At 65.4% G+C, this 15,247-nt stretch carries 14 protein-coding genes; 2 read left to right on the forward strand and 12 right to left on the reverse strand.

Annotated elements, in window-relative coordinates:
• Positions 1 to 3: 3 nt before the first annotated feature.
• Positions 4 to 987 (forward strand): NAD-dependent epimerase/dehydratase family protein, encoded by a 984-nt coding sequence (locus tag IGX34_RS03300; RefSeq protein WP_192554224.1) that lies wholly within the window; start codon positions 4 to 6, stop codon positions 985 to 987.
• 15 nt (positions 988 to 1,002) lie between these two features.
• Positions 1,003 to 1,458 carry a hypothetical protein gene (locus IGX34_RS03305; protein ID WP_192554225.1) on the forward strand — a complete coding sequence of 152 codons (456 nt, stop codon included), beginning with the start codon at positions 1,003 to 1,005 and terminating at the stop codon, positions 1,456 to 1,458.
• A gap of 10 nt (positions 1,459 to 1,468) precedes the next feature.
• Here the strand turns inward: IGX34_RS03305 and hrpB are convergent, their stop codons facing one another.
• The 12 genes from hrpB to gspE all read right to left on the reverse strand — a co-directional run bounded on the left by hrpB (position 1,469) and on the right by gspE (position 15,219).
• A complete protein-coding gene (hrpB, locus tag IGX34_RS03310) occupies positions 1,469 to 3,961 on the reverse strand; it encodes an ATP-dependent helicase HrpB (protein WP_425598768.1) in 2,493 nt (830 codons plus the stop codon).
• 95 nt (positions 3,962 to 4,056) lie between these two features.
• The gene (gene gspD, locus IGX34_RS03315) at positions 4,057 to 6,495 is read right to left on the reverse strand and encodes a type II secretion system secretin GspD (protein ID WP_192554227.1); all 2,439 of its coding nucleotides are present in this window, start codon (positions 6,493 to 6,495) and stop codon (positions 4,057 to 4,059) included.
• Positions 6,496 to 6,498: 3 nt separating this feature from the next.
• Positions 6,499 to 7,218: a general secretion pathway protein GspN gene (locus tag IGX34_RS03320; protein ID WP_192554228.1), complete on the reverse strand. Its 720-nt coding sequence runs from the start codon at positions 7,216 to 7,218 to the stop codon at positions 6,499 to 6,501.
• Positions 7,218 to 7,880 carry a type II secretion system protein GspM gene (gene gspM / locus IGX34_RS03325; RefSeq protein ID WP_192554229.1) on the reverse strand — a complete coding sequence of 221 codons (663 nt, stop codon included), beginning with the start codon at positions 7,878 to 7,880 and terminating at the stop codon, positions 7,218 to 7,220. The genes IGX34_RS03320 and gspM overlap by 1 nt, the downstream gene beginning before the upstream one ends.
• On the reverse strand, positions 7,877 to 9,055 hold the full coding sequence (locus tag IGX34_RS03330) for a PilN domain-containing protein (protein WP_192554230.1): 1,179 nt from the start codon (positions 9,053 to 9,055) through the stop codon (positions 7,877 to 7,879). Before IGX34_RS03330 ends, gspM begins: the two co-directional genes overlap by 4 nt.
• A complete protein-coding gene (locus tag IGX34_RS03335; protein WP_192554231.1) occupies positions 9,052 to 9,936 on the reverse strand; it encodes a type II secretion system minor pseudopilin in 885 nt (294 codons plus the stop codon). Before IGX34_RS03335 ends, IGX34_RS03330 begins: the two co-directional genes overlap by 4 nt.
• A complete protein-coding gene (locus IGX34_RS03340; RefSeq protein ID WP_192554232.1) occupies positions 9,933 to 10,601 on the reverse strand; it encodes a prepilin-type N-terminal cleavage/methylation domain-containing protein in 669 nt (222 codons plus the stop codon). The genes IGX34_RS03335 and IGX34_RS03340 overlap by 4 nt, the downstream gene beginning before the upstream one ends.
• Positions 10,598 to 11,020 (reverse strand): type IV pilus modification PilV family protein, encoded by a 423-nt coding sequence (locus IGX34_RS03345; protein WP_225737160.1) that lies wholly within the window; start codon positions 11,018 to 11,020, stop codon positions 10,598 to 10,600. Before IGX34_RS03345 ends, IGX34_RS03340 begins: the two co-directional genes overlap by 4 nt.
• Positions 11,017 to 11,532, reverse strand: a complete 516-nt coding sequence (locus IGX34_RS03350; RefSeq protein WP_338015402.1) for a GspH/FimT family pseudopilin — start codon at positions 11,530 to 11,532, stop codon at positions 11,017 to 11,019. Before IGX34_RS03350 ends, IGX34_RS03345 begins: the two co-directional genes overlap by 4 nt.
• A gap of 59 nt (positions 11,533 to 11,591) precedes the next feature.
• Positions 11,592 to 12,032 carry a type II secretion system major pseudopilin GspG gene (gspG, locus tag IGX34_RS03355; RefSeq protein WP_192554233.1) on the reverse strand — a complete coding sequence of 147 codons (441 nt, stop codon included), beginning with the start codon at positions 12,030 to 12,032 and terminating at the stop codon, positions 11,592 to 11,594.
• A 61-nt stretch (positions 12,033 to 12,093) separates the two neighbouring features.
• The gene (gene gspF, locus IGX34_RS03360; protein ID WP_192554234.1) at positions 12,094 to 13,308 is read right to left on the reverse strand and encodes a type II secretion system inner membrane protein GspF; all 1,215 of its coding nucleotides are present in this window, start codon (positions 13,306 to 13,308) and stop codon (positions 12,094 to 12,096) included.
• Between the two features lie 177 nt (positions 13,309 to 13,485).
• Complete coding sequence (gspE, locus tag IGX34_RS03365) at positions 13,486 to 15,219, reverse strand: type II secretion system ATPase GspE (protein ID WP_192554235.1); 1,734 nt, start codon at positions 15,217 to 15,219, stop codon at positions 13,486 to 13,488.
• Positions 15,220 to 15,247 lie beyond the last annotated feature (28 nt).

A 15,247-nucleotide genomic window follows, 5' to 3' on the forward strand; every position in this document is an offset into this window, starting at 1 on the left:
GCCATGAATACGACGAAAATTGCCCTGGTGATCGGCGCCAACGGCGGCATTGGCCGCGAGACCTGCCTGGCCTTGCGGCACCATGGCTGGCAGGTGCGCGCCCTGGTACGCCAGCCACCGGCCGATCCCAACCAGGACGGCCTGAGCTGGATCAAGGGCGACGCCATGCAGGCAGCCGATGTACTGGCCGCAAGCCAAGGCGCCAGCGTGATCGTGCATGCGGTCAATCCGCCCGGCTATCGCGGCTGGGAAACCCTGGTGCTGCCGATGCTGGACAACACCATCGCTGCCGCCAAGGCCAACCATGCCCGCATCGTGCTGCCAGGCACGGTCTACAACTATGGCCCGGATGCCTTCCCCCTGCTGCGCGAGGATTCGCCGCAACATCCGTCCACCCGCAAGGGCGAGATCCGCGTGGAAATGGAACGCAGGCTCGCCGATGCCAGCAAGCACGGCGTGCGTACCTTGATCCTGCGCTGCGGCGACTTTATCGGACCGCACGCCGGCAACACCTGGTTTTCGCAAGGCCTGCTCAAGGCCGGCAGCCCGGTGAAGACGCTAAGCTATCCCGGCGACTATGCCATCGGCCATGCATGGGCCTACTTGCCGGATGTGGCACAGACCATCGCGCGCCTGCTCGAGCGCGAGCAGTCATTGCGCGACTTCGACAGCTTCAACTTCGGCGGCTACTGGCTGGACGGCCAGCAAATGCTCGATGCCGTGCGGCACGCGACTCATAATCCGGCGATCGCCGCGGGCCGCTTTCAGTGGTGGCTGACTGCTTTGCTGGCACCGTTCATGGAAACACTGCGCGAACTGCGCAAGATGCGCTACCTGTGGCAATCGCCGGTGCAACTGGACGACCGCAAGCTGCTGGCATTCTTCGACGGCCGTCCGTACACGACGCCGCTGGAACAGGCGCTGCACACCACGCTCTCGGCGATCGGATGTGTCTCATCGCAACCGACTGCTGCAGCCCACGCTTAAATAGATGCATTGCGCATGGCCATCGCCGTGGAGCGTGCATGGATAGTTGTTCTCAATTGCGTCGATAACAACAAACAATTTCATGCGCACTGGCCGCTCCTATACGGCCAGCTCACTCACCACGGAGCGCGCGCCATGAACAAGGCTGCCAGTGGAAAGGCGATTACCGCGCAGCGCAAACCCATGCATGCACAGGCGGCGCTTGGAATCATATTGGCCGGCACCTCACTGCAGGCAACGCTCTGTGCGCAAGTAAGCGGCACGATTCATTTTCAGGGTGCCATCGTGGAAGCCGCGCCGAATGTTTTCGCATTGCCGCTCGCCGCGCTGGAGCCGGCGCATCACGATCGCTATGTCGTGGAGCGAGCTCCGCTCAGGCAGATCAGTCAAGTTTTACGTGTGGAGTTGCTGGATGACTACGCCGAGTGTGCGGCGGACACCGCAGTACTGGTCACGATCTCGCTGAATTGAAAGCCACGCTCTATGTGCCGCGTGGCTTCGCGCGGTGCGTAGGCGTCGCTGTCCACGGATCGTCCGGCCAGGGGTGCTTGGGATAACGCCCCTTCAGTTCCTTTTTCACTTCCGGATAGGTGCGTTCCCAGAAGCCTTTCAGATCTTGCGTAACCTGGATCGGCCGGCCCGCCGGCGAGAGCAGATGCAAGGTGACCGGAATGCGGCCGCCGGCCACCCGTGGCGTGTCGACCAGACCGAACAGCTCCTGCAGCTTCACGGCCAGCACCGGCGCTTCGCCCGGGATGTATTCCAGCCGGCGCACCTGCCCGCTCGGCACCGTCAGGCTGTCCGGCGCTTGCGCATCGAGCTGTCGGCGCTGCTCGTAGTCGAACAATGCCGCCAGCGCCTGCGAAAGATCTTCGGCCGACAGGGCATCGAGCTTGCGTTTGTTCTGCAGATACGGGGCGAGCCAATGCTCCAGCGTATCGAGCAGCTGCGTATCGGATACATCGGGCAAGCCGAGCTCGGGCATCCAGCTGCGCAGCGACTGCATGCGCAGACGCAAACGGCTGGCAGTATCGCTCCAGGGCAACGCATCGAGGCCGCGCGCACGAATCGCCGACAACAAGGCCGGCACCGCATCATCGGCCTGCACCGGTACGCTGCGGCGTTCCAGCACGATCGCGCCGAACCGCCGTTCCTCGAACGCCTCCACCGCAGCACGCTCTTCGTTCCAGCGCACATGACGGCCACGCTGGAATTGCTGCGGATAATCCTGTTCCAGTACGCGCGGATCGAGCGGTGCGGCGGAGAGCACCAGGCTGTCGCGCGCTTCGTGGCGCAGGTCCAGCACGACCAGCCACGGTTCGCCCATCAGCGCGGTCTGCTCATGCAGGCGCGCACCGCGTCCATTGGCCAGGGTGTAGCGCAGTGGATTGCTCTCGTCCTGGCGCGCAATGCGATCGGGGAAGGCATGCAGCAGCAAATCGCCCACGGCATGACTATGCGGCACGCCGCTGGCGGCGCTGCGTACATCCAGGCGACGGCGCCAGCCCTTGCTGGCTTGTTCGATGGCGGCGAGTGCACCGGCATCCGCGCCGCCGTGAAAGCCGGTGGCGCTGCGCCGGTCGCGCCAGGCGTGCAGTGCATGCACGCGCACGCGGAAGTCGTCGCTGCGCGATTGCTCGCCGCGCAAAGGCGAGCGTGCGTCCATCAGCGCCAGCAGATCGGCGATCAGCGCATGCAGTGTTTCCGGCGCACGGATCGCTGCCGCCGCCAGGCGCGCGGTTGCGCCGAGTTCCAGCATGCGGCGGCCCAGGGCGGTGATGCGCTGCTGCGCATCGAGGGCGCCCAGGCGCGCCAGCAATTCACGCGCCTGCGCCATGGCCCCGGCCGGCGGCGCGTCCAGCCACGGCAATTGCGCGCTGCCCCAGGCGGCCAGTTCGAGCGCAAGGCCGGACAATTCCGCTTGCATGATCTCCGCCGTGCGCGCGGGATCCAGCCGGCGGCTCTGTGGCCACAGGCGATAGGCAACGCCTTCTGCAACGCGGCCGGCGCGACCGGCGCGCTGGTCGGCCGAGGCCTGCGAAATCGTCACCGTTTCCAGGCGCGTAAAGCCGCTGTTGGGGTCGAAGCGCGGTTCGCGCGCGAGCCCGCTGTCGATCACTGCGCGGATGCCCGGCAGCGTGACACTGGATTCGGCCACATTGGTGGCCAGCACGATTCGCCGCATGCCTGCTTCCGCCGGCGCCAGCGCGAGCTGCTGTTCGGCCAGCGACAGCTCGCCGTGCAAGGCGACGACATCTACATCGTCGCGTTGCAGCGTCTGCAGCAATACGCTCTGGGCACGTGCGATTTCCCGCCGGCCCGGCAGAAAGGCCAGCACGTCGCCGCTGTTTTCCTCCAGCGCCTGGCGCATCACCCGTGCCAGCTGGTGCTCCACCGTTTCCTGGGCGCGCGCAGGCGGATAGTCGATGCGGACCGGAAAGCTGCGTCCGGGACTGCTGATACGCGGTGCATCCAGCCATTGCGCAATACGTTCGCCATCCAGCGTGGCCGACATCACCAGAATGCGTAGGTCGGGCCGCAGCGTGGCCTGGATATCCAGCGCCAGCGCCGCACCCAGATCGCCGGCCAGATGCCGCTCGTGGAATTCGTCGAACAGGATCGCGCCGATGCCGCTGAGCTCGGGATCGTCCTGGATCAGCCGCGTAAGAATGCCTTCGGTGACCACTTCGATCCGCGTGGCCGCACTCACCTTCGATTCGAAGCGGATGCGGTACCCGACCGTCTGCCCGACTGCCTCCCCCAATTGCTGGGCCATGAACTGCGCCGCAGCGCGTGCAGCAATGCGGCGCGGCTCCAGCATCACGATCTTCTTCCCCGCCAGCCATGCTTCATCGCGCAGTGCCAGCGGCACCTGGGTGGTCTTGCCGGCGCCCGGCGGCGCTTCCAGCACCAAGCGCGGCTGCGCGGCCAACGCCGCGCAGATCTCGGGTAATAACGGGGCAATCGGAAACATCGGCGCGGTCATGCGCGCGATGATAATGGCGCCACGCGGCTTAGCCCACCGAGCTCATGCATGCCTTGCGTGGAAGGCATGCATGAGCGGCGCGACTACTGCCGGATCGGCGTGGTGGTGGTCGCCGTCGGCGTGGTAGCGGTGGGTTCCGGACGTGCACGCAGCGGCGCCAGCGATTCGAAGCCGTTCTGGTAATCGTCGGTGATCTGCTTGGCTTCCTCGCTGTTGGTAATCACGCGCGGCGTGATCAGCACCAGCAGCTCGGTGCGGTTCTTGGACTTGCCGGTGGAACCGAACAACTTGCCGAGCACCGGAATATCGCTCAGGAACGGCACGCCCTGACCGGCATCGGAATTGATCTGCTGGATCAGGCCGCCGAGCAGCACCGTCTGGCCGTTCTGCACACCCAGCTGGGTAGCGATCTGGCGCTGCTGGATGGTGAAGTTGCCCTGGCTGTTGGCGGCACCACTGGTGGAGCTCACCTGCTGGTCGATATTGAGATAGATCAGGCCGCCCGGATTCACGCGCGGCTGCACATCCAGAATGATGCCGGTGGGAATGTATTCCACCTGGCCTACCGTAGTTCCGGTGGTGGTGGTGGTGCCGCCCAGGCCGGTGTAGTAGGTCTGGTTCACCGGAATCTGATCGCCCACCTGGATATGCGCAACCTGGTTGTTGAGCACCACCAGCGAGGGCGCCGACAGCGTCTTGGTGTTCTGGCTGCTTTCCAGCGCGTTGATGGCGACCTGGAACTTGCCGTTCGAACTGAGGAAGGAATAGAAGAACGGCTGGCCGCTATAGCTGGTGCTGGCGGTCGAATTGTCGCCGATGCCGCCGCCCAGGCCGATCATGCGATGCGCATACGGATTGCCCGGCGTATAGCCGCCGCTGGAATTGGTCGAACCACCGGCCAAGCCTTGCAGATACCACTGCACGCCGTATTGAAGATCGCCGACCAGATCCACTTCGAACACGCGCGTCTCGATCTGCACCTGCAGCGGCGGCACGTCGAGCTGCTTGATGGCGCCGAGAATTTCTTCCCATTGCGCCGGACGCGAACGCACCAGCAACTGGTTATTGGCATCCACCGAGCTGATGCGGATGCTGCCGTCCTTGGAACTGTAGCCCTGGTCCTGGTTGTTGTTGCTGGACAGGCCGCCATTCATGCCGACGCCATTGACGCCGGTGCTGCCACCGATGCCCCCGGTCGAGGAGCTGCCGAACGAGCTGCCGGTGCCGGTCGAAGAACTGCCGAACGAGCTGCTGCCGCCGATGCCGCTGCTGCTGCCCAGGCCGCTGGACAGACCGCCGCTGGTGGAGCTGCCGAAACTGCCGGCCGTGCTGCCCATGCCACTGCTCGAACCGGATGCGTTGTTGCCGATGCCCAGGGTGGTGGAGCCACCCGCGCCCGGCGCCACGCCGCCGCCGTGATCGCTGCTGCCGTTGCCGGCGTTGTCGGTATAGATCTGCGCCAGATAGTGCGCCAGATCCGATGCATTGATGTTGCGCACGTCGTAGACGTACAGCTGCGGTTCGTTGCCGCCGCCGAGATCGATCTTGGCGATCCAGTTGCCCACTTCGCTGAGGTAATTGGGCTGCGTGCTGATCACCACCAGCGCATTGGTGCGCTTGATCGGGATGAAGCGCAGCATGCCGGCCAGCGGCGTATCGCCCTTGGCGCCGAACATGCTGTCCAGCTGCGGCATCAGGTCGTCGACCGTGGCGTGCTGCAGGTTGAACACGCCCACCGACATGCCGCGCAGCCAGTCGACGTCGAAGGTGCGCACGGTGCGGTCGTAGTTGTCCAGCTCATCCGGCGTGCCGGACACCACGATCACGTTGCGCGCATTGTCGACCAGCAGAATCGAATCGGCGCGCGCAAACGGCTTGAGCAGTTTCTGCATCTGGTCGGCGGCGATGTAATGCAGCGGGAACAGGCGCGCCTGCATGCCGCCGGCCGGCGCCGCAGCGCCGAGGCTCGGCGCGACGTTGCCCTGCACGGCATCCTTTTCCGGCATCACCACGTAGCGGCCGTTGGTCTTGATCAGTGCGTTATGCGTCCACGACAGCAGCGTCTCCAGGATCGGCATCGCCTGGCTGCTGTCGACCGGCTCGGAAGTGGAGAACGAAATATTGCCCTGCACGCCGGGCACGATGGTGTAGTTCTGCTGCAGCAGGTCGCCCAGGATCGCCTTGACTACCGCCTGCACCGGCTGGTTTTCGAAATTGAACGTTACCGCGCCGCTACCGGTAGCGGCCGGCCGCGATTTGGCCAGCGCGGTGGGCTGCACGAATTTGCCGGTGCCGGTGGCAATGCTGGCGACGGCAGGCGCCTCCGCCACATTGCCCAGATTGCTGTTCAGCGCCTGCGGCTGTGGGGCCGGCTTTTCGGTGCCGGCCACCGCTTCGCGTTCCAGCGTGAGGTCGGATGGCGCCGGCTTGTTGGTGGCGCAACCGCACAGGAAAACCGCCAGCGCGATGGCGCCGATTCGCAAATCCTTGCGTCGATGAAATGGCATGCGCACGTGTGACATGAATCAATGTTCTCCCTGAGCGTTTCCGGCCTGCTGGGAACGCTGTCTAAGAATAGCGGCCCTGAGTTTTTGTAAGCGTTGCGCTTGCGCTTCGTTCGGTGGCATCGGGCCACCCGGAGGCGGTGGCGGCGGCATGGCGTGACGCGGCTCCCCCTGCACGTCATGCGTACCACTCATCGGTATGGCACCCGGCGGGGCGGTCTTCGATGCGGGCTGATCTATAGGTGCGCCGGCGGGCAGCTTTAGTTCCGTGCGGCCGCTGGGCGAGGCGAAAATGGCCGAGCGCGGCAGCACCTTGACCAATTTCCAGCCGCCGTCCGGCAGGTTGGCGCCTTCTTTTACGCGCACTTCCTGGCCGTCGTCGTCCTTGCTGCTGTCGTGATTGGCCGGACCGAGCAAGGCCATGTGCAGCGTCGGCGTAATGATCACGCCGGTGAGCTGCAGGTCGCCGAGACTGACCCCGCCCGCATCGCCGCCGCTGGTGACGATCGGCTTGCGGTCGGCGCTGAACAGCGGGTGCTCCCATACCTGCGCATAGCTGGGCAATGGCGGCGGCGGCGGCAGGGTCACGCTGTGCACGGCCGGCAGCGGCGGCGTCTCGCGCGGCGCATCCCAGCTGACACCTTTGCCTACGCCGAACAACAGCGACAGCAGGGTCACGCCGAGCACGACGGCGGCAGCACCGAACAGCGGGGTAAGGCGGCGTTGGGCGGCGGCGTCCATCAGTCGTCTCCCGGGGCCGTGTTGTCGCTGTTCGCGCCGGCATTGCCGGTGCTCGGCGCCGCGTTGGCAGGCGCATGCACATAGCCGCCCAGGGTGAACTGCACTTCCAGCGGCGCAGCGCCGCTCTTCTGCATGGTCAGCAGCGGATTGCGGTACACGCTGAAGTCCTGCACGAACAAATAAGGCTTGCCCTTCTCCAGCGTATACAGCAGGCCGATCAGCGGCTGCATATCGCAATGCAGGCTGATGCTGACCACCACTTTGCGATACGGCTCGTTGGTGCTGGTGCCGGGATTGGGCACCGGCATCTTCTGGCTGACTTCGCAGCTGCCTTCCTGCGCGTGTGCGGCGGCATCGTCCACCACGCGCTGCATCAGGCCGGCGGCGGCGGCATTCGGATCGGTTTCCGGCAGGAAGGTGCTGCTGTCGGTCTGGCTATGGCCGAGCTCGGCCAGCCGCTTCTGCAACTGCGGCTTCTCGGCGATCGCGGCGGCGTAGCGGCTTTGCGTATCGCGCAGGTCGTCCATCTGGCTGTCGATGTCGCGCAGCGGCGCCACGAACCACCAGTGCAGCAGGATGAAATACGCCAGCACCAGCATCAGCAGCAACAGGCCAATGGCGGCCATGCGGCTTTCCATCGGTTTCATCGGCCGCATGTTCATCGCGCCGCTCCCGCGCTGCTGCTGGCGGCCGCCTTGGCGCCGGCATTGGCAGTCGCGCTCGCCGGTTTGCGCAGCTGCGCATCCATGTAGAAACGTTCCTTGTTGGTGGCCGGATCGCGCTGGATCACGCCCTGGAAATTGGCGCCGGTGATCAGCTTGCTGGTTTGCAGCACATCGATCAGCGAGGCTGCCTTGGCGCTCTGTCCCTGCATCCCCAGGTGTCCACTGCTGTCGACGGTGAAACGCTCCAGCCAGGTATCGTCGGGAATGCGCGCCGTGAGGTCCTGCAATACATCGACGACGGCCACCGCATCGGTCTTGCGCCGCGCCAGGAAACCCGAGGCGCCGGCGCTGTCTTCCAGCTGCTTGCGCAGGTCGGAAACTTTCTGCGCATCGCCATGCATGTCATCGACCTGCGCCTGCATGGCGGTGAGGGCGTCTTCGCGGTTGTGCAGCCATTGCCCGAGGCACAGCAGCAACAGCAGCAGCGCCGCGCCGGCCAGCGCCAGATTCAGGCGGCGGCGCGGATCGCGATGCACGCGCGCCATCTGCGGCGGCAGCAGGTTCACGCCCAGGCGTTTGTCGCCGTCGCACAGATCCACCGCATCGATGGCGATGCCGGCATTGCGCAGATGTTCCAGCTTGGCGTCCACCGCGCTGCGCGGCGCCGCCACCAGCTCGGCGGCGATGCGGCCGGCCGGCGCAGGGCCCGGCAGCTCACGCAGGTCGTAGTACACCTGCTCGGGACGGAACGGCGTCTGCCGGTCCATTTCGAATGCGCCGATCTGGCGCAGGTTGTCGCGCGCCGCCTCGGGCAGCAGCAACCGGCGGCGCAGCACGGTGTCCGGCGCCAGGCACAGCGCCAGGCGCAGGTCCTGGCGATCCACACCGGCCACGGCGGTGTTGAGCATGGCCTGCTGCGCGGCAGCATCCAGCACGTCGCTCCAGGGCGCGGCAGTCTGCGGCTGGCCGTTGCGCCGCACATGCCATTGGCCGCCGTCGTGGCGCAGCAGGCACCACACGTTGCCGCCGCTGAAGAAGGCCTGCCAGCGCGTCGGCAGCAGGGCGCGCAGTTCGCCCCCCCACCAGGCCAGGAAACCCGGCAAGGGCGAGCCGCGCCATGCGCGGCGTGCGCGTTCCATCTGCGGTCGCAGTGTCTGCGTAGCGGAATTCACTCCCCATCTCCCTCTTGCCAGCGCAGCACCGCAAAAGCTTGCGAACCGGGCCGAAATCCCTGCAACCGTACCGTGGCGCGCAGTACCGCACGCGTTCCATCCGCAAGCACGGCCTCTGACCGAATACTATGCGTGATGCCATTGTTGGCGACCAGCCCCGCTACGGCATTGGCAGCGGCATTGGCACCTGCATTGTTCGCACGCGCGGCAATCATCGCCGCAGCTTGTTGCAGATTCATGCCGGGCGGAATGGAGGCTAGCGCAAGCAGGGGTGCGGTATTGGGGTCGGGGCTTGCGCGTCCCGACCAGATTGTGACGTAGGGCGCAACCGTGTCGTACAAGGCCGGCGTCATACCCAGCACCATCTGCAATTCCTCCACGCTGGCAAAGGGTCCGTTGCGCGGGCCGTAGTCGCGACCTGCCGCCGTATACGCCGCCGTGCGCTGCGCAACCTGCTGCGGCGTCATCGGAAAACTGCGCCAATCCACGATGGCCTGGGCGATCGCCGCGGCATGCTGCGGATCGACCCCGGCGTTGCGAAACAGATTGGCGAGCAGGTCGGGTGATGATGCATTCAGATCGACCTTGCCGCTCTCGGAAATAACCGATATGCCGACCTTGGCGCCTTCGTAGGCGAACGGATAAACGCGTCCGTCCGCGATCCAGCGATCGTTGATGTTCGGCGCCTGCAACGCATAGATCGCGCGCATCAGGCCCGCTTCGGCCGCGTAATGCGCGCGCGTCTGCTGGAACTGATAGGTCGACTGCAGGCCTTCGGTATGCGCAAGCGCCGCATAGCCGCCGAGCAGGATGGCCAGCAAGGTACACGCCCACATCACCAGCAGCAGGGCCACGCCACGCTGGCGGGAGCGCGGCGTCATGGTCCCGCTCCCGGTCCGCGCAGGCCGCGCAGCAGGTTGCCCTGCCCCTGCGTCGCCGCGGCATTCACCCGCAACGGCGCGGCCAATTGCGGCCACTCGCGTCCATCCTGCAATGCCAGCTTGATGGTGACGATGTTCGGCATCGTGCCGGTGTATTTCCAGTCGCCCTGCCAGTCCATCACCTGGCCTTGCTGGTTGAGGCCGCGATAGCTGAAGCTGCCATCCGTCACGCCATCCACCAGTACCTGCGGATCGCCCAGCGGCTTGGGCGCACTGCCATCCGGCGGCAACACTGCCAGCTCGGCCACCAGCTGCTTGCCCTTGTCGCCGGCAGAGACCAGCTTGATGTCGACGATCTGCGGGCCGGACATGCCGAGGTAGGACGGCATCGGCGCCACAAAGCGCATCTCGCTGCCGCTGCCGACAAAGAAAATGCCGTTGCCGTTATCGTCGCGACTGATCGCCTGCGCCATCGCCTGTTCCAGCTCGCGGCGCAGGAACAGCTGCGCGGAACGCACCTGATCGAGCTGTTCAATCTTCCGCGTGCCCGCCTGCACCGTGTGCGTAGCCGAGCGCACGCCGGAATACACGCCCAGCAGCAGCAGCGAGAGCAGCACCAGCGCACCGAGGACTTCCAGCAGAGTGAAGCCGGCTGCGCGTTTCATAGCGAGGGCTGGGTATTGCCGGGGCTGCCGATGCGCAGCGTGCTGAAATGCGCCTTCTGTTCGAACGGCGACGAACCCCACATCACATCCAGGTCGATGCGATACATCTGCATCGCGTTGGGATTGGGTGCCAGCGCCACGCCAGGCCCCACCCACGGCACCACCGACATGCGCCAGCGGTAATAGTCATTGAACTGGCCCTGGCTGACGCCGGGCTGGATCGGATCCAGCGCAAAATGCGTATCCAGCAGCGAGCGCGCCCACAGCGCGGCCTGCGTATGCCGGGCGGCGTTCTGCGACAGACGGATCGAACCGCCGGCCACTTCCATCAGCGCGCCGAAGGTAACGGCCAGCAACAGGATCGCCGCGATCACCTCGAGCAGACTGAAACCGCGCACCTGGCGTGCCGGCGCCATCATGAGTGTGCAGCCGCCGTGTCGAACAGGCTGATCGCGCCGGTCAGCCACGACACGTTGACATGCCATTCGCGCTGGCCGCTGCGGATGGTGATGCGCCCGCCGGTGGAACTGCCGTCGGGATAGAAATTGATACGCGCGACATCGCCGCTCTGGTCTTTCTTTGCGCTGGTCACTTCCAGGTCCATGCCCTTGGGCAGGCGCATATCGCGCTGGTCGGCACCGCGATAGGTGCCGTCGCGCAGGTTGACCTGAAAATAACGCGGCTGGCCGTGCACGATGGCCTGCGTGCGGGTGGTGCGCAAGGCGCCCGCCAGTTCGCTCGCTGCGGCATTGATGCGCGCGCTGGCCAGACTGTGCGCTACCGAAACCGATACCGCCGCCGCCGCAACGCCGATCAGGATGATGACGGCGAGCATTTCCAGCAGGGTGAACCCCTGCTGGCGGTATTGGGAAAAAACGCTTCGCCGACGTACGGCGAAAACATCGCGCGCACGCATCGAGCACGGCAACACGGGCGCACTGCATGGCAGCGCGCGCGTGTTGCCCAGGCCCGATGGCGCATACGGATGCATTACTGCCAGTTGCCCACGTCGGCGTCGTAACCCTCACCGCCAGGCTTGCCGTCACGACCATAGAAAATCAGGTCGTAATTGCCGTGCTCGCCGGGATACTTGTAGCCAAAATCATGGCCCCACGGATCCTTCAGCTGCGAAGGCTTTACATACGGTCCCTGCCAGTTGTTGGCGTTGGCCGGCTTGCTGACCAGATCGCCCAGCTCGGCCGGCGGCGAGCCGTTGTCCAGCGCGTAGCTGTCGACCGCCTGGCTCAGCGTGGTCAGCTGTGCCTTGCCGGCACCGTATTTGCCCTTGTCCACGCTGCTGCCGACCTGGCGGACCACGATGGCGCCGACGATGCCGATCAACACGATCACCGCCAGCATTTCCAGCAGGGTGAAGCCGGCACTGCGGGAAGGACGGTGCAGCTGCCGGGTTCGGGGATATCTGTACTGCATGGGCTGGTTTCTCCGTTTTAATGCGTGGATCTGAAGGTGTGCCAGGATCGGACCGCGTCGATCACTGGATGTTGCTGGTAAGACTGAGCAAGGGCAGCAGGATCGCGGCCATGATGATCGCCACGAAGAAGGTCATCACGATGGTGAGCGCCGGGACCAGTGCCGCCAGCAGGCGATCGATCGAACGGCGACTCTCCAGTTCGAAGGTATCGGCCACTTTCAGCAGCATGGTGTCGAGCTGGCCGGCCTCCTCGCCCACCTGCACCATCTGGATCGCCAGACGCGGAAAGCGCTGCGATTGCGACAGCGCCAGGCTGAGTCCATTGCCGCCCTTGACCATCTCGGTGGCCTGCACCAGCGATTCGTCCAGCGCCTTGTTGGAAGTGACCATGCGCGCGATGCCGAGCGCGGACAGCAAGGGCACGCCGTTCTTCACCAGCGTGCCGAGCGTGCGCGCCAGGCGCGCGGTTTCCACTTTCAGCACCAGCGGACCGACCAGGCGCATTTTCAGCAGGCGCTCGTGCCAGGCCAGGCGCAGTGCGGGATCGCGCATGCGTGCCCGCCATACGAACACGCTGCCGATGATCAGCACCGCCAGCAGCCACCACCAGTTTTGCAAGGTAGTGCCCAATGCCAGCACGGCGCGGGTAATCCACGGAATCGGCACCTGCATGTCCTGGAAGATCGGCACGAACTGCGGCACGACATACGTGAGCAGCAGCAACAGCGAACCGAATACGCCCACCATCAGGAAGGCCGGATAGATCAGCGCATTGATGATGCTGCCGCGCAGCTGTTGCGAACGCTCCAGGTAATCGGCCAGGCGACGCAAGGTGTCTTCCAGCGAACCGCCCACTTCGCCCGCACGCACCAGCGCGATGTAGAGCTTGGGGAAAACGCCGTGTTCTTCGTCCAGCGCCTGCGACAGCGGCGTGCCGCCGCGCACGCGATCACGCACGCGTTCGATCAGCTTCTTGGCGTGCTCGCCCTCGGGCAGATCCATCAGGATGCCGAGCGCGCGATCCAGCGGCTGGCCGGCACCGAGCAGGGTTGCCAGCTGATGGGTGAACTGCGCGAGCTGGTCGCCGTTGAAAGGGCCGCGCTTGAACAAGGCAAAGCCACCGCTCTCGCCGCCGGCATCGGCCGGCTTGGCTTCCAGCGGCGTGTGGCCCTGGTCCTGCAGGCGCACGATCACTTCGTCGAGGCTGGCCGCCTCCATCTGTCCCTGCACGATTTCGCCGGCGGCGCTGACGGCGCGGTAGCGGAACTGGCTCATATAAAGAGACGCTCTTCGCGTTCGCCTCCTCTCCCTTTCGGGGAGAGGATTGAGGTGAGGGGCCAATCGTGCGCAAAACCAGCACCGAAGCCGCGCTCCGATGGTGATGCGGAGCAAGCCTTGCCCCCCTCACCCCGGCCCTTTCCCCGCAGGGGAGAGGGAGCGTGGCCATTGGCGTTATCCCTCCTGCGTAACACGCAACACCTCCTCAATGGTGGTGATGCCTGCCACCGCCTTGGCGATGCCGTCTTCGTACATGGTGCGCATGCCTTCGGCGCGCGCCTGCTTCTCGATCTCGCCGGCATCCGCGCGCTGCATCACCAGGCGCCGCAGCGGATCGCTCATCACCAGGAATTCCATGATGGCGCGGCGTCCGCGATAGCCGGTGGGATTGGCTGCACTGGTGCCAGGCTTCCACAGGCGGATCGGCCGTTCGGTGGTGTATTTCTCCAGCTCGAATTCCTCGATCACTTCCGGCGGCGCCTCATACGCGACCGCCGTTTCCGGATCGAGCCGGCGTACCAGTCGCTGCGCGAGGATGCCATTGACGGTGGAGCCGAGCAGGTAATCTTCCACGCCCATGTCGAGCATGCGCGTCACGCCGCCCGCGGCGCTGTTGGTATGCAGGGTGGACAACACCAGATGGCCGGTGAGCGCGGACTGGATCGCGATGCGGCAGGTTTCCAGGTCGCGCATTTCGCCGATCATGATCACGTCCGGATCCTGGCGCATGATCGAGCGCAGCGCATTGGCGAAATCCAGCCCGATTTGCGGCTTCACCTGAATCTGGTTGATACCTTCGAGCTGATATTCGACCGGATCTTCCACCGTGATGATCTTCACGCCCGGCGTATTGATCTTCGACAGCGCGGTATACAGCGTGGTGGTCTTGCCCGAGCCGGTAGGACCGGTGACCAGCAGAATGCCATGCGGGCGCTGCAGCACTTCCACGAAACGTTCGCGGAAATTCTCGGTGAAGCCGAGCGAGGCGAAATCGAACACCACCGTTTCGCGATCGAGGATACGCATCACCACCGACTCGCCGAAGCTGGTCGGCACGGTGGACACGCGCAGGTCCAGCTCCTTGCCCTGCACGCGCAACTGGATGCGGCCATCCTGCGGCAGGCGGCGCTCGGCGATATTGAGCTTGGCCATGATCTTTACGCGGCTGATCACCGCGGCGGTGGAACTGGACGGCGGCGCTTCCACTTCATGCAGCACGCCATCGATGCGGTAGCGCACTTTCAGGCGGTTCTCGAACGGTTCGATGTGCACGTCCGAGGCGCGTTGTTCCACCGCGCGCTGCAGGATCAGGTTGACCAGGCGGATCACCGGCGCCTCGGAAGCGAGGTCGCGCAGATGCTCCACATCGTCTTCTTCGGCGGCGCTGCCATCGAGGTTTTCCACGATGGTGCCCATGGCCGAACGGCCCTGGCCGTAGTAGCGCTCGATCAGGTCGTCGATTTCCGAGCGCAGGCCGATGCTCAGCGATACGTCCCGGCCCGACGCGAGCCGCACGGCATGCAGGGGATAGGGGTCGGCCGGGTCGGATACCACCAGGGCCAGCCCTTCGTCGCCCGAGCGCACCGGCACCACGTGCTGCTGCTTGAGGAAACGCACGGAAATATCGAGGTCGGCCGGCGGCATGTCCGGCGCATCCTTGGCCGCCAGCAGCGGCGCCTGCAGCAGCTCGGACCAGGCCTCGGCAAGGTCGCGCTCGGAAACCAGGCCCAGCCGCGCCAGCAGGGCGGTGAGGGTGCCGTCCGGCGCCTCTTCATGCAGGCGCCTGGCCCTGGCCAGGTCGTTGTCCTTCAGGCGCCCACGCGCCACCAGCAGTGCGCACACCGCCGATTCATGGTCATCCGTGGCTTTCGTCGCCCCAACGGACGCCGGCTTTGCGACTGCCGACATGCTCAACTCCGTTCGTGATTACTTCGTG

This window comes from Dyella acidiphila (assembly GCF_014863405.1).
In the GTDB taxonomy this organism is placed as follows: Bacteria; Pseudomonadota; Gammaproteobacteria; order Xanthomonadales; family Rhodanobacteraceae; genus Dyella_B; species Dyella_B acidiphila.